This window comes from Corynebacterium sp. L4757, from assembly GCF_043673995.1.
Classification (GTDB): domain Bacteria; phylum Actinomycetota; class Actinomycetes; order Mycobacteriales; family Mycobacteriaceae; genus Corynebacterium.
In genome coordinates, this window is record NZ_JBIMEN010000009.1 from 21,993 (window position 1) to 42,747 (window position 20,755).

The window sequence follows — 20,755 nt, forward strand, 5'->3', positions numbered from 1 at the left end:
CCAACGTGAATGATGTCTACACCGCTGAACTTCCTGAGCTAAGCGCACGCCCAGCCCCGAAGGGGCTGCGCATGGCCGCTATCATCACGGGCCTATTGGGTTTCGTGATGTTTCTGGCCGTCCCGTTTTTGCCAGTTAATCAAACTCAGTCCTCTTTTGAGTGGCCGCAGGAAGATTCGCTGAACTCGGTTACGGCACCGCTGATTTCGGTGGCGCCGGAAGAAATTGATGCCACCATCCCGGTCGCCGCAGTAGATATGCTGCGCGAAGGCCAGGATTTGCTCTATGGCACCGTCCCGCAGGAATCCGAAGAAGCATCCAACCGCGGCATGTTCGTGCGCGCCGGCGAAGAGGGCCTTTCGGTCATCTCCCTCGATGAGGTCGTGCTGTCGCTGTCGGAGGAGCAGGTTCAGGATCTGAATCCGGATGACGTGATCACCATTGAGGCCACTGAGGATGGCACCGCAGTTACCGTTGGTGAGTTCTCCGAGGAATCTGAAGATGACCTGCGCCCGCAGGTAGTCGGTACCTTCACAGAAATCGAGGACACTCCCGAAAACCTTGCCGCGCTTACCGATGCCGGCCTCAACGTCCACGTTGAAATCAACTCACGGTTTACTTCTTCCCCAACGACCATCAAGGTTGTAGCGATGGTCGTGGGCTTCATCATGATGCTGGCATCCTTGGTGTGCATCGCACGCATGGACCGTCTAGACGGCAAAAAGATCAGCTTCATGCCGGCTACCTGGAAGCAGGTACGCCCACTCGATGGCGTGGTTGCTGCCATCTTGGCCTTCTGGCATATCTTCGGTTCCAATACCTCCGATGATGGCTTCATTTTGACCATGGGTCGGGTGAAAGAATACTCGACGTACATGGCCAACTATTACCGTTGGTATGGCGTTCCGGAGGCACCTTTTGGTACCCCGTACTATGACCTAGTTGCATTCCTATCTAGCATCTCGGCGACCTCGGTCTTCATGCGTATCCCCACGCTCATTGCTGCGATTTTGACGTGGTTCATTCTCTCGCGTGAGATCCTGCCCCGATTTGGTCCGGTCATCAATGATCGTCGCGTTGCACACTGGACTGCCGCATTCATGTTCTTGGCATTCTGGTTGCCGTATAACAACGGTATCCGCCCGGAGCCCATGATTGCTTTCGGTGCTATCTTCACCTGGGCATCATTTGAGCGTTCCATCGCAACCTCACGCATGCTGCCGGCGGCCATCGGCACGCTCTCTGCAACGTTGACCCTGACTGCTGGCCCAACGGGCCTGCTGGCCGTGGGTGTCTTCCTGGTCAGTCTGCCGGCGCTGTTTAATATCTTTAGCCGCCGCAAGGAATCAGTCGGCGGTTGGCTGCCGATGATCTCTAGCTTCCTCGCCGTCGGCACCAGCGTTCTGGCCCTCGTCTTCATGGACCAAACCCTTGCAACGGTGCTGGAATCTACCCGCGTACGTTCCGCCGTGGGCCCATCTTTGAACTGGTATGACGAATACGTTCGCTACACCACCTTGTTCCAAAGCTCCGTGGATGGCTCCCTGACGCGTCGCTTTGCGATGTTCACCATGCTCTTTAGCTTGGTTCTCATCATCTATGCCTTCATTCGCGATAAGAAGGTGCTGGGTACCCCGAAGGGCCCAACGCAGCGTCTTCTGATCATCGTGGCATTGAGCATGTTCTTCCTCATGTTCACCCCAACCAAGTGGACTCACCACTTTGGTATCTACGCCGGTATCGCTGGTGTTATTGCTGCTCTGGGTGCGGTGGTGCTCTCGCAGATTGCGATGCGCTCCCCACGCGCGCGTACCTTCGCGGTGGCATCGGTAGTGATGCTCATGGCTATCTCTCTGGCCGGCTGGAATGCCTGGTGGTACGTGTCTTCCTTTGGCATCCCATGGTGGGACCGTTCCGTCCAATTCATGGCGGTTGAAGCCTCCACCGTGGTCATGGTCATTGGCCTTATTATCTTGGCGATCGGCATCGTTCAGGCCCTGCGTCATAACTACCGCAAGAACCATGGCATGACTCAGCCGCAGGTCTCTTCCAAGCGCTGGGCGAGCATCTTGTCCGCACCTTTGGCGATTGCGTGTGTCGCCATCGTGGCATTCTCCTGCTTGTCCTTCATTAAGGCATTTGTCGATCAGGCCCCAAGCTATTCCATTGGCAAGGGCAACCTGAATGCCATGGGCGGCGATGTCTGCCAGATGGCCAGTGACACCCTGCTGGAATCCAATACCAATGAGGCATTTTTGACTCCTGTCAGCGGTTCTTTGGGTGATTCATTGATTAATCCAGATGAGGATAACCGCGGCTTCGACCCGAATAATATCCCGGAGGATATTGAACCGGAGAACCAGAATTCGGCATCGGTAGGCGCAATTGGCTCCAACCAATCTAGTTCTTCCTCCTCCAATTCCAACCAAGCATCTTCAAGCTCTGACCCTTCCCTGGGCGGCGATGTGGAAGATTCGGGCACCGAGTCCGAATCGAATACTGAGAATGTCACCGACACCTCCTCGGGCGGCGTGCGCGGTACCGAGGGTGTTAATGGCTCGACCATGCACCTGCCATTCAACCTGGATTACACCCAGGTTCCGGTTTTGGGTTCCTATGATTCTGCACAGCGCGGTACCTCTGAGGTAACCACCAAGTGGTACAACCTGCCAGAAGAACCTGGTGAGAACTCCCCTATCTTGACGGTGTCTGCCGCTGGCGATATCCATCACCACGATGTCAATGATATTGAGCAAGAAGGCATGGAGCTGACCTTGGAATACGGCACCCAGGCTGAGAACGGCGATGTCTCCAATACCGGTGAGCTAGAAATGCGCGATGTTGGCGCAACCCCGAAGTGGCGCAACCTACGCATTGCTCTGGATGAGATTCCAGAAGAAGCAAATGTTGTTCGCCTCGTGGCTGTTGATGACTCCACTGATGAGGATTCCTGGCTAGCGTTTACCCCACCACGCGTGCCTGAGCTGACTCCTTTGGGAGAGGTATTCGATTCCTCCACGCCGGGTCTATTGGACTGGTCGACGGCCTTCCAATTCCCTTGCCAGCGCAGCTTCGACCACTTCGCGGGCGTGACGGAAATTCCGGAATACCGCATCCTGCCAGATGCAGCAGCACAGAACTCGCTGACGGACTTCCAGTCTTTCTCCGGCGGTGGCGCAATGTCGACAGCTGAGGCAGTCAACTACTCCTATGAGATTCCGGCATACCTCGACGGTGACTGGGCTCGCGACTGGGGCGCAATTCAAAAGTATGAGCTGCGCACCAACTCTGCGGGTATTACCCCAGATCCTGCGGAGATCGACTATGAGCAGATCATCCGCACCGGCTGGTGGCAGAACTCTGAGATGAAAATCCGCAAGGAAGGCGAAGAATAAATAGCCTTCGAAGCCCCGCACTCCTTACCTGCAAAACGTAGGTGGATGCGGGGCTTTTACATGCTCGTAAAGACTAGGCCGGGTAGCCCTTAGCATCAAATGCGCCCATGGAAACATACTCATCCCACGTGCGGCAATGGCTTACTTCGCTCTCGCCCATGGGTACCACGCGAGAGACATAGATTTCTGCCATATCCTCTGCGTCCTCGACGGTGTCTTCACTGTATCCGAAGACGAATCCCGCGAGAGGTCCTTCTGCGTTGCCCTCGTGAATCTGGCAACGAACGGTATAGAGACCAATGTTGTCTCTGATTACCGGGGCATTCGCTGCCGCCTCAACGCTGTCATCAACACCGGGCACAATCACGCTGAGTTTCTGCGCACGCAGCGCTTCAGTCTGAGCGTCTTCTTCTGCTTGCTCGCGCGAGTCCAAGACATAATTGGTGCCCGCAACCGAACCACCGAACGCGACCGCCCCGACCGCCAGCAACACTGCTAATCCCTTAATGAATCTCATTTCCTCCACCTTCCGTCTAATCAAATTAGGTTGAATCCCTCAGCGGCAAAAGCAATTGAAAGAAGTCGGGACTTTCGTGCACCCGCAGATGGGGGCAGCGCAATAAAACGGTCAAGGCCCCAGGTCTAGGGAAACCTGGGGCGGGGATGAAGGGAGCTAGGTTACCAGCCGGATTTCATTTGCTGGTTGGGCGGAACGTGCCCTTGTGGTTGGCCTAATGTGTTCTGGAAACCTTCGGTGTTATTCGCGTAGGCCTGCTGCCAAGAGATTCCACCAGAGGAGGCAGAGTAGATGAATTCATTCGCCTTGTTCTTGAAGTCATCCAACGCTGCTTTATCAAGAATTGAGACGGTCAATTCGCTGACTCCGCCGCCATTATTCGTCACGTTCAGGGAAGCCATGATGGCATTAGCTGCGATTGCGCCACACGCGGCACCAAGGAGAACGAAGAATACTCCGCTGAAGGAACCACTGGAGAGGGAACCGAATCCCAACAGCGCGAGAGCGATGGCCAAGAAACCAAAGAGGAGAAGGCGAAGTGGCTTCACTTTAAGGGATGAGGTGACTCCGGCGATGGAACCCATTGGAATGGAACGTTCTTCGAAGCCAAGAGGAATGAATCCGAAGATGGTGTTGGCGCATTTCAGGGCGAGACGCTTGTTGGTGACCACGTAGGAGTCGCGGAGCCAGAAGAGGAGAAGGTTAGGGCGAAATGCTCGGGAGTAGAGGCCGCTTTCGCCAGGTGCGAGGATGATGTCAGTGTTCGATGTGCTCATGACTCATACTGTAAAACACCAGCTAAGAGCGTTTCTACATTGTGGGGAAGGCTCCCCACTTGCCGCTTTCATCGAGAAAAATCGCGGGATTTACGGTAATGAAATCACCGCTGACTTTTAGTCCAAAACCCAAGCAGAAGGCAATTGCTTATCTGCTACCAAGCTACCGCCTTGATAGACCTCAACGCCACCGCCAACCACTCTGATGATCGACGGATCTGCGTCAATGTAGAACTCACCCTGGCTCGGATTCGAGCGCCCACTATCTACGGTGTCGGTCAAAGTACCATCAAAAATATCTGAACGATACGTCATCACACCATTGGATTCACACACCGTTATCCACGCATCACTAGCGCGTCCAGCGTAAACCAGCTCTTCAGACCCAGAGCACCTGGTAGCAGCGTTATCCGACCACCCAGACAGCGTGAGGCCTTCTTGTTCAGCTGCAGCAGGCAGGCTTGGTTCGACTGGTTGTGCCTGAGGAAGACGTTCCACGCGTCGAGTCTCGCTTGAATCCACTCGAGATGCTGATACTTCTGATGGCTGTGCGGCCACAGAATCCTGTGTAACATCCCCGTTTTCTTCCTCTGCTTCAGCTGATTCTTCAGTAGATTCCTCTGCTACTTCTGAAGTTTCAACCACAGGCGCGACTGAATCATCGCCCCGACTTGGTTCTTCTGTCCCCAGTCGTCCGCTGAGAAATAGCCAGGCAACCGCTGCGATAGTCACTAATGCTAAAAAAATAACGAACCCAGCCAAAATGGCACCAGCACGGTTCTTCTTTTGCGGCGGAGGCGGTGGTGATGTAACAAAGGCAGCGTTCCGAAGATCATCTGTGTCCTCGTGTGGCTCTTGTGGGGCTCCCCAATCAGCAGTAGCCCATCCCGCTGTGGGTGGCGCCTGTTCTTGGGGCTGGTCCCATGGGTTATTTCTCGCTTGTCCCCAGGGATTATCGTCTGCCGGTTGATCCGATTCATTCCACGGGTTGGTCATTATTCCTCTTCACCTATTGATTATCTATTAACTGTTGAAAGCTCTAGCAGACTGGAAGATTGGCAAAGCGCTCCGATGCATCGGGACCTTCCAGGATGATTCCGAACTCTTGCTTGTCATTCACCGGCGTCACTGCCAAACGTTCCTCTGCTTGTTCCGACTCAGCATTGAGGTTCATTGTTGCCACCTCGCAATCGCCAACATTCCACAGCTTCCTTTCGGATCCAGCAAGTGCATCATCTCGATGTTCTGAAGTGCCAAATTCCGCAAGGGTGATGTTGAGATCCTCACTAGAGCAGATAATTCTGCCCTGCTCTTCGGATTCCGGAATTCCAGCTGTACATTCCAGCCCATTCCATCCATCAGCATCCGGTGAGTCAGAAACGATATCGGGAAACGCCTCAGCGATAGCAGATTCTTGCTCTGACCACGAAGAACCCGAAAAGACAAAGTATCCAATAGCCCCCAAGATGCTCAGCAGTCCAATAGCCATCACGCTCAGTAGCACCATGACTGGCTTAGAAAACTCAGTCCCGGTGGAATCATTCGATGAAGCGGCTGAAAGTTGAGGAACATTTGTGGCCTGATTGGATATTGCTCCCTGCGGCGGGCGCGGTGGACGTTGCGTTGAAGCAGCATTTCCTGTGCGAGCCAATGCTTGAATGAATCCAGTAGCAGTGATGAATCGGTAAGCAGGCGCCGGATTCAGCGCTTTGCGGAACAGCTTGTCTATCGTTTCAACATCGCCCATGTCTTTCTGATTCAACCCAAGCTCCGCGATGCGCGGAAACGGCCGATCAGATTGCGCCCATTGCTGCGAGCTCATGGTGTCTTTCAACGATTGCAGCGTGAGCATCTCAAAAGCCACCAGGGATAAGGCGTAGTTATCACTGCTTGCGGTAGGTTGGCTATGCTCAGGTCCGCCTGGGCCATGTGTTCCTCCGGGGAGAAGCTCCGGTGCCCAATATCTCTCAGTACCAATCATCATGGACAGGCTCGTCAAACGGGTTTCCTCCGCGGCCAAGCTAATACCAAAGTCGGTCAGGAGTGACCGTGACTCACTCGCAGTGGAATCCGGGACCAAGATATTGGCTGGCTTGATGTCACGGTGAACAATCGGCGGATCCATCCTCATATGAAGAAAGTCCAAAGCTGCGGCAATCGGGCGTAAGAGCTCGACAGTCTCGGCGACTGTAAACCTATTGCCCCACTCACGCCGTTCACGGATCAATACCCCAAGGTTGTCGCCCTGGATATAGTCCATAACAAAGTAAGGATCTCCATCTTCACTGACGTCAGCAAAATGAATCTTGACCACTGCAGAGTGGCTAATCCTTCCAAGTGTCACCATTTCAGCGCGGAACCTAGCCAGCCCAGATTCTTCATCGAGAAGCTCAGTTGCCAGCTGCTTAACAGCGACATACCTCTGCAGCCTGGGATCGAAGGCACGGTACACCACGCCCATGCCGCCACGGCCCACTTCCGTCACGGAAGTAAAGCCATGGCGTTCTTCGAGCGCCGAGATGAAACTTTGCGAATTACTAACCATAGGAAATAGCGTTATCCACGGCTGAAGTTAGAGAGAATCCACTTATTGTCATCCTTGACCACGGACAACGTGCTGTCGCCGTACTCACCGTCGCCGATGATTGGCACGAGGAAGTACTCGTTGGATGGGTCAATGTCGGCGTCACCACTTCCCGTCATTGCAGAAAGCACGGAGGAAGACAGTAGGTCACTAGCAGCCTCATCTACAGACTCTTCATCGGCATATTCCTCTACGAAGTCTTGGGTGCTGTTATCCACCGAACGGAAGTACTCAGTCAAGGAGATTGGAGTTCCAGCGGTCAATTCATTTTCACCAAAGAAGGAATCCATGCCGGTGTACCTTCCGTCATTGCTGATATCCAGGTAGTCCAGCATGCCGTTACGGTTTGAGGCATCGGTGTTTTCAATGATCCAATCGCGGGTTTCTTCTTCCCCACGAAGCTCGAGGAAAGAGTTGGCGAACTCTTCTGCTCCCTTATAGTCAACGCCCGAGGCACCGGGGCGGCCACCTCCTCCCAGCATTGAACCAACCAGGCCAACAATGACGCCACCAGCAATGAAAGCGGCAACTGCGGTGATGATGATTGCTGTGCGAGAAGACTTCTTATACTCAGCTTGCACGTCGCGTGCTTTGTCGGTCGCACCTGCTGCCGCGGAGTTGAAAGTGCTCTTTACTGCCGCAATCTTCTCCGGTGGAATCTGCGCATTGAATCCACGTCCGCGGGAATCGCTCTGGTTCTGGTTATTCGACGGATTGGAGGCAAGCTTTCGAATATTAGCCACGGTGATCTCAGGGGAAGAAGGATCCGCTAGGCGGGAATCGTATTGTTCCCGCTTCTGCTCATCACCGAGGATCTTCTTAGCTAGTTCAATTTCCTCAGCGCCACCCAAGTTGTCTAGTTTGCCTTGTTGCAGGAGGGAATCCAGTTCTGCAACCAAGTCTGCAGAAGATGCATTGCTGTCAAGGTTGAGGGACTTGTAGAGGTCATAGTGCGCCATTGTGACACCTTTCGTGAGGGAGGGAATAGGTTTTAATTTCGCTTTACATTCTGGCATTGGCCACCGGAATGTACATAGTGGTTTAGGGCAAAGTGGGGAATGCTCCCTGCGCTTACCGACGCGCCTGGCGTGCCGCATAATGCGCAAGGAAGTTTTTATAGGGCTTGTACACCTCCTCCCCGTCTTGGGCTAAACGCTGGCAGAGGCGTTCAATCTTCTGATTGGTTTTCTTCTCTGTCCAGCCCAGCTGAGCAGACAATTCCCTGACAGTGGGAATATCACCATCATGTGCCCCAGGGTTGTGTATCAATGGTGCCGCCAGAGCTTCCATCAAGATTCGCTGCTCCTCATTGGGAACATGACGGGCGTTGGTAACGTCACCATCGGCAGCACTGAATCTGGAGGGACGGGCGATTCCGGTAGAAGGGATATCAATATGTATTTCATACTGTCGTTCTGGAGTACTGAAGGTAATGGCGCTTGGCCCCGCAGGCATGGCTGTTACCCCGCCCGGGCCTAAATGAATACGTGTGAGCGAACGTGAACCCCGCGGCTCAATATCTAGAGGAATGTGACGACCTCGGTTGGCGATCATCCAGCCCACGCCGCCATACCAAAACTGGATCAGATTTCGGTGCAGGAAAGCATCATCAGTACCGATTGGGAAGGTTCCGGCACGTCCGATGACGGCTTCCTGGCCTGCTTCCAGAATGACGCGGTTACCCAGTAGATCATCAATCCGAAGCGGAGGGATTTGGGGTTCTGAAGTCACAGCTGATACCTCATGGTGGAAAAGGGTTGATAGGGGTTTATATCTTCTAACAATTATTGGCGGGTATTTCGGGAAGCGCACCTTGTATATGAGAAATCAGCGCATTTGCCATCGATTGGGCTTCACCAAAATCGCCTGACCCTGGTCTGACGCTAATCGCCAGCGCCCGGGTTTGCCCAGTGGAGGGATCTGTAAATACTCCAAATTGGCGGGCACTATAGGCCCCATTAGGTTCAGGTCCCCAACCACCTTTGAATTGTGCCCCAGTTAATTGACCAATTCCCCACGATTGGCTGGGGTCCACCATTGCCATATCCTGCAGCACTGGATCGCTGCCGGCAATGCATCCTAGATTGGCTGCAAAACGTGCTTGATCACTTGTTGACCACATGGTCTGACCAAACGAGCTAAACCCGTCCCGTGTCACCACCGTGTTGACCGGAATACCGACTCCGCCTTCAGATAACACGGAACTGGTGGCAGCACCTGCAGAAGCTGGATCGCCCAACGATGCCCACAATGCTTCTGCCGCAGCATTATCTGACCGTTGAATCGCTGCTGTTACGTTGTCAGTTTGGGAAGGATCCTGCCGCAATGCAGCGATTGCAATAGGAACCTTGATGGTGGACCAAGCGGCATACGCAGTCATGTCACCAGCCGATATCTCACTGGTTCCATCAGAGAAGGCAATCCCCGCTGTTCCACCATATAAGCCAACGGTTTGCTCAACCGCTGCTTGCAATTGCTCTTCGACACTTCCCGAGTCCTCGCTTGGAGCAGCGCTAGCCGATGGTTCCTCCACCTCCTGCTCACTATGCACAGGAGGCTCCGTTGTGATTTGGCTGGTGTGCGTCACCGTTGTGGTTTCGCCATTGGAGTCCTCAGATGCTTCCAGGGTGCATCCCGAAAGTACAAGGGAAAACGCTAAAGTCCCAGCCAAAGCCAAGCCTTGAACCCTTGAGCGAAACTCACCGGTCATGAGATATAAACCACCGCATTATTACCACCAGTGCAGGTGACGAAGCTACCGTTATCATCGCAGTCCAAAGTGTATGACAGCTGTGTTACGGGGCTATATGCGCTAATGGTGCCGGACGTGCGACCAGATTCATTGTGGAAATCTACGTACGCCATGCGTACCCGCTCAGCGAATGCCTCACTGGTGACATTGCTGCCGGTATAAGCATTATCGAATGAGCCATGTGGGCCACCAGAGCGAGCCGAAGAGTTTGCCGCAGAGGCGCCACCAGGCAAAGAAACACGAGTCGGGCGAGATTCTTCCTCTTCTTCCCCTTCTTCCTCTTCTTCCCCTTCTTCCTCGTCTTCTTCCACTGATTTCGCTGCTACTGATTCTTCTGCCTCGGCATCATCCTCGGGTGCAGAATCTTCTTCGGCTGGAACAGCAACTACTTCAGTGACAATAACTGGGTCTTCTTCATCAGATCCCAGGTTGATTAAGCCGGTTTGGGTGGCGATAACTCCACCACCGACCACCAAAGCAACCAGAGCCAACAGAATCACAATGGGAAGTAACCATCCACGCTTGCGCTTAGTCTGTGTTTGAGTCGTTGCTTGAGTTGCTACGGGTGCGTCATGATAAGCGGATTGGTCAGTCGTTCCAAAATCCTGACTTTCATCCCAAGGGTTAGGTTCAGCGAACTGATGACCGTCATTGACAGGAGGAAAAGATACTGTTTCCGGATTAGATGCCCAAGGGTTAGGCTCATTTCCCTGAGCTGGGTCCGAGTCATTGCGCCAAGGGTTCTTCTCGGTCATCACATTATCCTTCTATTAATATGCCAGTTCCTTTGAAGGATTCTGGCACACAACCTGCAGCAAACTCACCCTCAATTACTATAGTGGGGAATCTTCCCCATACAACCATAAAGTCCATATCTTTATTCAGCTTGCCGCCAATGCCCCCACGAGCTAGTGACCGGTAATAATAGTTCAATGGCAAACATAATGAACTAAAAATCAGTAAACGCGTGCAGCGCGCGCAATAAAAAGACTATCCAGATCGCCGAACGTATTAACACCCTTTATCCCCGGTAGATGCACGTATTCAGGCAGCCACCCCGTTCCTTCGCTGCAAGTCCACATACAGCTGAGCCCAAGAGCTCAGGGCCTTATCGAGTCAAGAGTTCACTAGAGCAATACAAAACTCGACATGGAGGCGCTTATAACTTGGGAACTTTCGTGCACACGCTTCCGGGGTCAACCACCCAAGATTTGTGGATTAGTGCTCGAGCAGATTCAGCATCTCGCGGCGCAGCTCCGCGGTGCAAGTTTCTACATCTGGGTCTTCGCTGACGTCATGGCGTGGGCGTGGCAGATCCACATCGATATCAGCGATGATGGTGGCTTCAGGACTCTTGGACATGACCAGCACGCGATCGGAGAGCAAGATTGCTTCATCGACATCGTGGGTGACCATGACAACGGTACGGCGCGAGGCTTCCCAAATGCCCAGCAGCTGCAGCTGCAGTTCACGACGGGTGAGCGCATCCAGCGCACCAAAAGGTTCATCAAGCAGCAAGATTGGTGGATCGATAGCGAATGCACGTGCAAGACCCACGCGCTGTTGCATGCCGCCGGAAAGGCGGGCGGGGCGGCGCTCGGCGGCATCGGCAAGCCCTACTTGCTCCAAGTGCTGAGCGGTGATGTCCGCACGTTCCTTCTTGCTCAACTCCGGGCGCGCAGAGCTCAGGCCGAAATCAATATTGCCGCGCGCAGTCATCCACGGCAGCAACGCGTGATCCTGGAAAACCATGCCGCGGTCAGGCCCTGGTCCGGTAATCTTCTGCTCGCCCGCGCGCACGGTACCCGTGGATGGCTCAGCAAGACCCGCGATCATCTTCAAAATGGTGGACTTGCCACAACCAGATGGCCCCAGCAAAGAGACAAACTCGCCGTCTTTAATGGTGACGCTGGTATCACCAATAATCGTGGTGGAACCATAGGACTTGGTAATTGCATCCAATTCAACAGAGGCGAGTGATTTAGTCATAGCGAACTACTTTCTGCAATGCGCCAATTAGATGGTCAAGAATGAGTCCAGCGATACCGATGATGAAAATCGCGACAACAATAGCGTCAATATCCAAACGGTTCCACGCATTCCACACAAAGAAGCCCACGCCGCGGCCACCGATGAGCATCTCTGCAGCGACAATTACCAACCACGCAGTGGACAAAGATAAGCGCAGGCCAGTGATGATGCCAGGCAAGGATGCTGGCAACCAGATGTAGATGATGCGTGACCACCATGGCGTGCCGATGGTATCCGCCAGATTGATATACGTCGGATTCACGTTGCGCACTGCATCAATGGTGTTGACCAGAATGGGCCAGAGCGCCGAGAGCAAGATGACGAAAACGGCGGTGTTCTCCGCGTCTTTGAGCAGCGCCAAGCCTAAAGGCAACCATGCAAGCGGAGACACGGGGCGCAGAATCTGTACCACCGGGTCGACTGCCCAGCGCAGCGTGGTACTGCGCCCCAGAATAAAGCCCAGAGGCAACGCGATTAAAGCTGCCAGCAGGAAGCCGAAAAGCACGCGCCGCAAACTGGCCATCAAATGCCAGAAGATACCAACGCTGGCGGGGCCATCCTGATAGAACGGATTGGAGAGAATCTCCACCGCACGCTGGAAAGTATTCGCTGGTGTGGGCGCGATGTCACTAATCCACCCGGCATTGGCGGCATATTGCCACACCCCGATGGTGAGAATGAACATGACAACGCCCAAGATGACAGCGTTAATGGGTTTTGGTTTAGTGCTCACCGAAATATCACCGTATCCGTGTGGTCGTATCCTGCTGTTGGGGCGAGCGGATCAAACTCCGCACCGTTGATTTCTAAAGCCCCATCAGTTACTGAAAGTCCTGGTACCAGTACGCTTTGCGCTGCCTCAATGATGCGGTCATCATCCATCGTCAGCGTGTCACCGCCCAAGCCCCAACGGGCGATTTGCGCGGCCATCCATACAATCGCCGCCGGGTCCGTGGGGTCACCGAAGGACATGCGGTCCAAATCGGTGTGGGTATTGCCGTGCCAGTCTTGGTACACACCAGAAAATGGTCCATCAAGCAATTCCGCTGGCTGGTTGAGGTATTTTTCCTGCGCCAGGGTGCGTGCGGAAGTCTCGAAGTGCGCAGGCGTACTCAGAATGTTTGCGGCTTCCTCAAGTGCTGCAACTACGCCTTGCGCCTGAGCCCCGTGTTCTGCTTTCCACTCCTTTGCCATGGCCACCGAACAGCAAGGATGCTTATCCCACAACTGCTTGGTTTGCAGCCAAATCCTGCCTGAACCACTCTGAATAGCGCGTTCATTGAAAGGCTCTGGCCCAATAAAACCATCAATGCCTTCCACGGAAAGCTGCGCCACCATGTCCGCTGGGCGCAGCAAGCGCAGCTCCACATCAGCAACTGGGTCGACGCCATTGGCCGCTAAATAGTCTCGCAACAACAATGCGTGCACGGAGTATTCAAAGGGAATACCTAACACCATGCCCTTGAAGTCCTGCGCAGATTGCACCGAACCATAGTGTTTGTCTGCCAAGGTAATGGCTTGACCATTGGTGTTCTGCGTAAAGGAGAGCTCCGTTGGGCGCGCGGCGTTGGTGACACCAGAATCAATCGCAACGGTCATGGGCGAAAGCATGTGTGCGACATCGAGCTGCTCCGTCGCATATGCCGTCCATAGATCTGCCCAGCCGGAGAATTTCTTCAACACGACATTAACTCCGTGTTTTTCAAATAATCCCAGGGCATCCGCTATCGCAATTGGTGCGGAACAAGCAATAGGCACATACCCAATGGTCAACGGCGTGTTATCTGCAGGTCCGCCCTTGCTTGCCGATGTCCCGCAACCCACCATTCCAGCAACCGCCCCACCGACGGTCGCTAATGCGCCCAATTGCAAAAAGCGCCTGCGGTCCAGGCGGTTTAAGCGATGGGATAGATGTTCATGTGGCACTATTTCTGCAACTTTCACTCGGGCCGAAAATTAGTAGACCGAGCATTCAACTCTAAGTAGACTGACCTGTCTTTTAAATCCGACACCTAGTGAGAGTAGTGAATTAATTCAGCGGTGTCCACACCCCACCGCCGCTGCCCACTTTCACCACCCGAAATCGCACCAAAGGAGAATCTTTCTTCGTGAATAATAACCCCCTCGACGACCTCGCCCTAAGCGTCGAGCCCCTTAATGAAGTCCGCAATATCGCGTACCCGCTGGCGAGCAACTTCTGGGGTGGAGATGCGGTGGCGGGAAACATACTCCGCGACAACAACGTCACCCGCCCCGTCAGCAATACTTCGAGTCACGGAATTGTCCACAACTTCATCTTGAAGCGCAATCTGAAGGTACGTCTTGGGCCAGGTGTTGCTAGCAGGAATGACAGCCTCACCACGGAGATCCTCCGGAAGTCCGTCCAAGGCCGCAAAGTCGGGGTAAGTGAGAATCAGTGCATCGGCGGCATCGGCAAGCAATGTGCCCAAAGCGCCACCCGATGAATAACCCCACACGATAATGCGCTGCGCTCCTTGGCTATGGGCAAAATTTATCGCCTCCTGACCAGCCGCAACCATGTCAATGACGGCATGCGCTGGGGCGAGCGGGTAGTCAACGTCCAGCGCAGTGACCCCAGCGAGGTTCGCCGCGGCCGCAACCTCAGGCTGCCATTGCATTTCCAATGCCGCGCCCGAACCGCGCCACCAGCCGCCGGAGTGAAAAGTGATTATCCACGTGGATGCGGACTCTGAATTGGCAGGAGTGAACTGCGTCAACCCTGGCCGTGGAGTGCTGACATCGATGCCATCGGTAAAAGCGACGCCGGGCATCGCATGGTCAACTGCGGTGCCAAGCACCATCATCGCCGATTGCGTGATGCGGTCGGTGAGCTTGGCACTGTAATTATCGGCAGGCACGGGATCGCCTGCGCCGCCTTTCCACGGCGGCGTGAAATCCGGCAGAGGAAAATGCGCCTCTATATGGGAATACAGCTGCTCCAACTGATCTTCTTGGCTCATCTTGTGGTCATATCCGCCGATATGCCATTCCTGATTTTCGCCATCATTCGCCTTATCCGTCATGTTCCCAAGGCTACGCGAAGCCGTCATCGACGCAACGCTCACCATAGTGGTAGTTATTAATTCGTTACTATGTTCGACTGGACGGGGTAATATGTCGAGAATAGGATTGTATTTAGAAAATTAGTTCGAGAGAATTGGCATCATCATGGACAATTGTTTCTATGCAGTTAATAGCCCCACTAACCCATTAGCTCAGCTATATACATCCGCCCGCAGTCAGGAATACGAGACCTGGCTCAAACTAATTCCCGACTCGGAAGCAGATTATGAGTTACTCAGCGAGGATTACGCCCACAGCGTTGGAGAATCCTCAGACAAGGTAATAAAAACACTCCTGGCCTTACAAAGATTAACCACCGAACTTCCCCAACTTTATGACGCAATTACCACACACTGGCACTTAGATTTCCCACGAATCATCGCGATAGACGGCGCCCTTTCTAAGCTCGGCCCGAACCCCGACCCAATAGTGATGACTGAGCTTGACACCAAAATTACCCGCTACCTCACTCCGCGGTCATCAAATCAGTTACTTCCCTCCCCCAGCCACATTGCCCAACGTGTTCGGCAAATGGTGCACGAATACGACGAACGCGTCAGCGTTAAAGATCCACGCCCTAAACGGCGAGTGGTCAAGACTAAAGAATCTGATAACTCTTCATCACTGACTATCGAAGCACCACATGAAGAGATTGAAGCAGCTAATGAATGCGTCAAAGCTACAGCCAAAGAGCATGGAATCTCGCGTGCCGATGCCATCTTGAAAATCCTCACCGGCGACATCCCCGCCCGCCTTGTCACCACCACGCTGGCGATGTTTACAGCCAAGGACATCGATAATGCACCTGCGTTCCTCCAAGGAGTTGGCTGGGTAGGGCCAGAAACCGTGGAAAGACTTAAAGAGGGCGCGAAGGTCAGCGACATGGATGATGCCGCCACCGCGGTAACCGATTCCTACCGTCCGACCGAGGCAATCCGCTTGTTCGTGGAAGGCCGTGATGGCACTTGCCGCTGGCCAGGATGCTCAGTACCGGCTGAAAATTGCCAACTGGACCACCGGCATAATTTTGATGAAGGTGGACCAACCTCAGCATCGAATCTATTTTGCTTGTGCCAGCACCACCACAACATCAAGACGGACACAAGGGCGATGTATATCGTAGACCCCATCTCCGACGTGTCTTACTGGCTATTTGAAAACGGCACGTGGGTCGCGGATGACGCCGAAGACGGCCCCATCGGCAAGGGATCCAAAAAGTGGCTGCAGAACTTTGGCCAAAAAGTAGATGGGCGTCGCCGGAACTCGCAGGAACGCGCGCATGAACAAACGGAACAGATTGAGGACTGGTACAAAGAACGCGATGAGGAAGACCGTCGCCGTCAAGAAACCCAGGACGTCATGGATGATTTATGGGTTGATGATGTGAAACTTGCCCAAGCCTGGCTCCAGGAAGGCGACTTCTCCAAACCTTTCCCCTTACTGATGAGCCCGAATGTATTCATGCTTGTCGAAGCCGCTCGGCGCATGGGTCTGGACTTCACTGCATCCGATGACATTGACGGCTGGGTACGGGTCCATAAAAAGATAGCCGCAGCGGAAGAGGAAGAACTCGCCCGCCGTATCCAACAAGTGGCAGACGAGTTTCACAACTTACTTCCCGAAGACCAGGTTGAAGAATTCAAACGCAAAGCAGCCCACGCATGCAAGCAACCGCACGACTGGAAGCGTTCTTGGCAGCCCAACAATCAAGAAGCGGACAGCAACGAAGCTCCGCCCTTCTAGTTGGGTAGTTGGTTCACCTTCCTAACATTCAGTGAAAAAGCGAAATCCACTCCAAGGGCGGTGCTATCGCCTACCTAATCAGAAAGTTGGTTTATCTCCCTAACATTCCGCGAAAAAGCGAAATGTGGCGGACTACCAGATTGTGACGCGATCTTTCTCTTCAACGAACATTGGACCGTCTTCAGCGACGTCGAATGCTTCGTAGAACTCAGAGATATTTGCAGCGATGAGGTTGCAGCGGAACTCAGCTGGTGAGTGCGGGTCAATAGCCAGATACTGGGCTGCCATCTGCGGACGGATGGCAGTGCGCCACACGCGTGCCCACGCCAGGAAGAGGCGCTGCAGGCCAGTGAATTCGCCGGCGGCGAGTTCCTCGGAGCCATCTTCGACCTCAAACTTGGCTCTCTGGCCGTTGAGTTCCAGCCCCTTATCTTCGCAGTACATGCGGTAGGCCACCACGGAAATGCCCAGGCCGCCCAAGTCGCCGATGTTCTCACCCAGGGTGAATTCACCATTCACACCAGTAGATTCAATGCCGGCGCCCTTAAGCACCGATGGGACTTCGCCATCGAATTGCTTGACCAACTTGGAGGTCAGCTCCTCAAATGCGGTGCGGTCAGCATCCGACCACCAGGAATTCAGGTTGCCTTCGCCATCATATTGCGAGCCTTGGTCATCGAATCCGTGGCCGATCTCGTGGCCAATGACTGCACCAATGGCGCCGAAGTTCTCAGCGGCATCTGCTTCTGGATTATAGAAAGGAGGACGCAAGATAGCTGCTGGGAAAGTGATGTCATTGACCACTGGATTGTAGAAAGCATTCACGGTCTGCGGAGTGGAGAACCACTCATCACGATCGGTTGGCTTGCCAATCTTATTGAGTTCATAATCGTGCAGCCAGGCATTGCCCTGACGGACATTTTCCACCAAATCAGCACCGGCAGAAGAAAATTCCAGGCCAGAGTAATCACGCCAGGTATCAGGGAAACCAATCTTTGCCTTGAACTTGCCCAGCTTCTCCAGCGCACGCTCGCGGGTTTCTGGGGTCATCCAGGCCAGGTCAGAGATGCGCTCGCGGTAGGCACGAACCAGGTATTCCACCAGTTCATCCATCTCTGCCTTGGACGATGCCGGGAAGTGACGTTCAACGAAGATTTTGCCGATTTCCTGGCCGACCATGGATTCAGCCAGACCCAGTGCACGCTTCCAGCGGTCACGCTGCTGGGTCGCACCGGTGAGCTTGGTGCCATAGAACTCAAAGTTCTTCTTTCCGACTTCCTCAGGCAAGACACCCGCGCGGGCGCGCAGGATGGCCCAGGTGGCCCACAGCTGCCAATCGGCAAGCAATGGCTCCGTCAGCAGGTCTTCTAGGTGCTCTTGATATGACGGCATCATGTTAACGACGCGGTGCGAAGGCAGGCCGCCACCGGTCAGGATGGTGCGAACAACACCAGGCAGCTGGTCAAACTCGGTGGGGTTATAGGTCTTGACCGCATCACGGGTAGCAACAACATCCCAGTGACCAGCAGCGATCTTCTTTTCCAGATTCACGATGCGCTCAGCGGCAACCTTGGCGCCCAAGCCGAAAAGGCGTGCTTCATCCAAAAAGCCCAACATCTCTTCCACGTGGGTTTGGTATGCCGCCAGGGTCTCCGCGTGGGCTTCCTCGCGGTAGTAGGCCTCATCAGGAAGGCCCAAGCCCGACTGGATGATATACGGAATTGATTCCTCGGAACCAGAGTCCTTCTCTACCCAGAAAGTTACTGGCGAGCCCACGCCTTGGCGTTCCAGCTCACCCAGCACGGTTGCGAATTCCTCCATGCTGCCGACCGCAAGGCGGTCCAAGTCTACATCGATGGGCGCCATGCCTGCGGCATTAATGCCGTCAGTATCCATATAGGAGTTATATAAGGTACCCGCGCGGCCGGTGTCTTCTTTCACGATCTCATGAGACAACACTTCGGCTTCATCCCGCAGGCCATGGAAAGTTCCATCCACACCGCGGTCATCTGGGATAACGTGGGTTTCTAACCAAGGACCATTAACAAATTGGTACAAATCATTCAGTTTCGCCATACCGCCCACACTAGGCGAAAACCTCCTCGGCGGGCACAGATTCAGCATTTTTAAGGGTGCATTTCAGCTTCCTCAAACCATCATTTATTTCTCTAGCAAAACTACTGATTTAACATTCGATGGGACTTTCCCATGAAAATATATTATGTTGATTTAATTAGTCTTTATCGGATCGGAGTATTTTATGGTTGCTGACCTACCCTGGCTCACCATTTTGCCGCCCTTAGTAGCAATTTTCATGGTGATCGCTACCCGAAAGGTGCTCATCTCACTCTTCGCAGGTGTGCTCTTAAGTATCTTGCTGATCACAAATTTCCACCCTCTTGATTCCCTCGTGCTGTTATTTAATAGCGTCTTGGAATTGTTCTGGGTGGATGGTGCCATCAATTGGTACAACATCCTGATTTTGACCTTCTTGCTGGAGCTAGGCGCCATCACCGCGATTGTCCTCATGGCGGGTGGCACCACGGCCTTTTCCAATTGGGCGCGCAGGCGCGTCAAGAATCGACGCGACTCGCAGGTGCTCACTGCCATTTTGGGCATGGTCATTTTCATTGATGACTATTTCAATGCTTTGGCCGTGGGCCAGATTTCACGCCCGATTTCCGATCAGCAGAAGGTGTCACGCGCGAAGCTGGCCTACCTGGTTGATTCCAGTTCCGCACCGACCGTGGTGCTAGTTCCTATTTCTAGTTGGGGAGCATCCATCATTGGCATCATGGCGCCAATCATCGCCGCATCCGCACTAACCATGAGTGAAATGGAAGTCTTCCTACGCTCAGCCGCAATGAATTTCTACGCGATTGCAGCAATTATCCTGCTGTGGATTGTTGTGTTGTGGCAGATTGATTTCGGTCCGATGCGCAAAGAAGAACAGCGTGCGGCGCTCGGCCACGGCGTTATGGCCGAGGGAGATGACGCGCCAGGGCAGCTTACCGATGACCTGCCGAAGCACGAGTCGGGCAGCATCAAGGCGCTCATCGTGCCTTTCGCAGTTCTTGTTATTGGTGTCATCGGCGGCATGTATGTCACTGGTGCGATGGCGGCGGAGTCGTGGTCCATCCTGGATGCCATGGCGAATGCTGATGTGGCACTGACATTGAATATCGGCGGAATTGCTAGTCTGTTCGTCGCGCTTGCCTATTGCTTCGCGTACACGAAGCAGAATCCTAAATTCGATAATGGCGTCATTGCGCGTGGTTCAGTAGATGGCGCAAAATCTATGCTGCCAGCGATTTATATCCTGCTGCTCGCGTGGATGCTGGGTTCATTGATTGGCCAGCTCGGTACCGGTGAGTACCTCGCGGGCATGGTCACCAGTTTCAATGTGTCCCCATTGTGGCTGATTCCTCTGCTCTTCCTCGTTGCCGCTGCCATGGCTTTTGCTACCGGTACCTCCTGGGGTTCTTTCGGTATTCTCTTGCCGCTGGCGGGTGAAATCATGAACTCTGCAGCACCTGATGGAACCCTACTCATTCCGGCATTCGGCGCGGCCCTAGCCGGTGCGGTATGGGGTGACCACTCCTCCCCTATTTCGGATACCACGATTTTGTCCAGTACCGGTGCGGGCTGTTCCGTGGCCACCCACGTCAATACGCAGCTGCCTTATGCGCTGGTGGGCGCGATTGCTGCGTTGGCGGGTTATCTCCTGTTGGCCGTTACGTCCTCCGCAATTATTGGTTTCTTCAGCATGCTGGTTGCGCTGATCCTCGTGACCGTCCTGCTCAAATCGCTGAATAAGAGAACGGTCGCTGAGGCAGCTGCCGAAGTCTAGAATCCGTGGAGTTGTACTCTGGT

The 20,755-nt window shown here is 53.9% G+C and carries 16 protein-coding genes; 3 read left to right on the forward strand and 13 right to left on the reverse strand.

The genetic code is table 11. The annotated features are described in order from the left end of the window. The first annotated feature begins 5 nt into the window (after window positions 1-5). A complete protein-coding gene (locus tag ACG98I_RS10930) occupies window positions 6-3,395 on the forward strand; it encodes an arabinosyltransferase domain-containing protein (RefSeq protein WP_394720670.1) in 3,390 nt (1,129 codons plus the stop codon). Between the two features lie 73 nt (window positions 3,396-3,468). Here the strand turns inward: ACG98I_RS10930 and ACG98I_RS10935 are convergent, their stop codons facing one another. The 12 genes from ACG98I_RS10935 to ACG98I_RS10990 form a co-directional block, all read right to left on the reverse strand. Then, a complete protein-coding gene (locus ACG98I_RS10935; RefSeq protein ID WP_394720671.1) occupies window positions 3,469-3,912 on the reverse strand; it encodes a hypothetical protein in 444 nt (147 codons plus the stop codon). A gap of 161 nt (window positions 3,913-4,073) precedes the next feature. Continuing rightward, window positions 4,074-4,688, reverse strand: coding sequence for a hypothetical protein (locus tag ACG98I_RS10940; protein ID WP_394720672.1), 615 nt, complete (start codon window positions 4,686-4,688; stop codon window positions 4,074-4,076). Between the two features lie 117 nt (window positions 4,689-4,805). Then, complete coding sequence (locus ACG98I_RS10945) at window positions 4,806-5,333, reverse strand: hypothetical protein (protein ID WP_394732562.1); 528 nt, start codon at window positions 5,331-5,333, stop codon at window positions 4,806-4,808. Between the two features lie 394 nt (window positions 5,334-5,727). After that, window positions 5,728-7,233 carry a serine/threonine-protein kinase gene (locus tag ACG98I_RS10950; RefSeq protein WP_394720674.1) on the reverse strand — a complete coding sequence of 502 codons (1,506 nt, stop codon included), beginning with the start codon at window positions 7,231-7,233 and terminating at the stop codon, window positions 5,728-5,730. 11 nt (window positions 7,234-7,244) lie between these two features. Beyond that, on the reverse strand, window positions 7,245-8,231 hold the full coding sequence (locus tag ACG98I_RS10955) for a hypothetical protein (protein ID WP_394720675.1): 987 nt from the start codon (window positions 8,229-8,231) through the stop codon (window positions 7,245-7,247). 112 nt (window positions 8,232-8,343) lie between these two features. Then, the gene (locus tag ACG98I_RS10960; RefSeq protein ID WP_394720676.1) at window positions 8,344-9,003 is read right to left on the reverse strand and encodes a DNA-binding response regulator; all 660 of its coding nucleotides are present in this window, start codon (window positions 9,001-9,003) and stop codon (window positions 8,344-8,346) included. Window positions 9,004-9,049: 46 nt separating this feature from the next. Beyond that, entirely contained in the window at window positions 9,050-9,982 is a 933-nt protein-coding gene (locus tag ACG98I_RS10965) for a hypothetical protein (RefSeq protein WP_394720677.1), read from the reverse strand. Then, window positions 9,979-10,779 carry a hypothetical protein gene (locus ACG98I_RS10970; protein ID WP_394720678.1) on the reverse strand — a complete coding sequence of 267 codons (801 nt, stop codon included), beginning with the start codon at window positions 10,777-10,779 and terminating at the stop codon, window positions 9,979-9,981. Before ACG98I_RS10970 ends, ACG98I_RS10965 begins: the two co-directional genes overlap by 4 nt. Before the next feature lie 463 nt (window positions 10,780-11,242). Beyond that, a complete protein-coding gene (locus ACG98I_RS10975; protein ID WP_394720679.1) occupies window positions 11,243-12,013 on the reverse strand; it encodes an ABC transporter ATP-binding protein in 771 nt (256 codons plus the stop codon). After that, the gene (locus ACG98I_RS10980) at window positions 12,006-12,788 is read right to left on the reverse strand and encodes an ABC transporter permease (RefSeq protein WP_394720680.1); all 783 of its coding nucleotides are present in this window, start codon (window positions 12,786-12,788) and stop codon (window positions 12,006-12,008) included. The genes ACG98I_RS10975 and ACG98I_RS10980 overlap by 8 nt, the downstream gene beginning before the upstream one ends. Then, entirely contained in the window at window positions 12,785-13,882 is a 1,098-nt protein-coding gene (locus ACG98I_RS10985; RefSeq protein ID WP_394720730.1) for an ABC transporter substrate-binding protein, read from the reverse strand. The genes ACG98I_RS10980 and ACG98I_RS10985 overlap by 4 nt, the downstream gene beginning before the upstream one ends. Before the next feature lie 311 nt (window positions 13,883-14,193). Further along, a complete protein-coding gene (locus ACG98I_RS10990) occupies window positions 14,194-15,099 on the reverse strand; it encodes an alpha/beta hydrolase (RefSeq protein ID WP_394720681.1) in 906 nt (301 codons plus the stop codon). A gap of 472 nt (window positions 15,100-15,571) precedes the next feature. Here ACG98I_RS10990 and ACG98I_RS10995 point away from each other — a divergent pair, with 472 nt between their 5' ends. Further along, complete coding sequence (locus ACG98I_RS10995) at window positions 15,572-16,882, forward strand: HNH endonuclease signature motif containing protein (RefSeq protein ID WP_394720682.1); 1,311 nt, start codon at window positions 15,572-15,574, stop codon at window positions 16,880-16,882. Between the two features lie 132 nt (window positions 16,883-17,014). Here the strand turns inward: ACG98I_RS10995 and ACG98I_RS11000 are convergent, their stop codons facing one another. Then, window positions 17,015-18,949, reverse strand: coding sequence for a M13 family metallopeptidase (locus ACG98I_RS11000; RefSeq protein WP_394720731.1), 1,935 nt, complete (start codon window positions 18,947-18,949; stop codon window positions 17,015-17,017). Window positions 18,950-19,196: 247 nt separating this feature from the next. On the opposite strand from ACG98I_RS11000, the gene ACG98I_RS11005 reads away from it, so the two are divergent. Next, complete coding sequence (locus tag ACG98I_RS11005; RefSeq protein WP_394720683.1) at window positions 19,197-20,732, forward strand: Na+/H+ antiporter NhaC family protein; 1,536 nt, start codon at window positions 19,197-19,199, stop codon at window positions 20,730-20,732. Window positions 20,733-20,755: the final 23 nt, after the last annotated feature.

What these genes read in the sequence shown, in the direction of transcription:
- ACG98I_RS10935 (WP_394720671.1), bottom strand. Translation starts at nt 3,912, where the DNA reads ATGAGATTCATTAAGGGATTAGCAGTGTTGCTGGCGGTCGGGGCGGTC.
- ACG98I_RS10940 (WP_394720672.1), bottom strand. Translation starts at nt 4,688, where the DNA reads ATGAGCACATCGAACACTGACATCATCCTCGCACCTGGCGAAAGCGGC.
- ACG98I_RS10950 (WP_394720674.1), bottom strand. Translation starts at nt 7,233, where the DNA reads ATGGTTAGTAATTCGCAAAGTTTCATCTCGGCGCTCGAAGAACGCCAT.
- ACG98I_RS10955 (WP_394720675.1), bottom strand. Translation starts at nt 8,231, where the DNA reads ATGGCGCACTATGACCTCTACAAGTCCCTCAACCTTGACAGCAATGCA.
- ACG98I_RS10965 (WP_394720677.1), bottom strand. Translation starts at nt 9,982, where the DNA reads ATGACCGGTGAGTTTCGCTCAAGGGTTCAAGGCTTGGCTTTGGCTGGG.
- ACG98I_RS10970 (WP_394720678.1), bottom strand. Translation starts at nt 10,779, where the DNA reads ATGACCGAGAAGAACCCTTGGCGCAATGACTCGGACCCAGCTCAGGGA.
- ACG98I_RS10975 (WP_394720679.1), bottom strand. Translation starts at nt 12,013, where the DNA reads ATGACTAAATCACTCGCCTCTGTTGAATTGGATGCAATTACCAAGTCC.
- ACG98I_RS10985 (WP_394720730.1), bottom strand. Translation starts at nt 13,882, where the DNA reads ATGGTGGGTTGCGGGACATCGGCAAGCAAGGGCGGACCTGCAGATAAC.
- ACG98I_RS10990 (WP_394720681.1), bottom strand. Translation starts at nt 15,099, where the DNA reads ATGACGGATAAGGCGAATGATGGCGAAAATCAGGAATGGCATATCGGC.
- ACG98I_RS10995 (WP_394720682.1), top strand. Translation starts at nt 15,572, where the DNA reads ATGACTGAGCTTGACACCAAAATTACCCGCTACCTCACTCCGCGGTCA.
- ACG98I_RS11005 (WP_394720683.1), top strand. Translation starts at nt 19,197, where the DNA reads ATGGTGATCGCTACCCGAAAGGTGCTCATCTCACTCTTCGCAGGTGTG.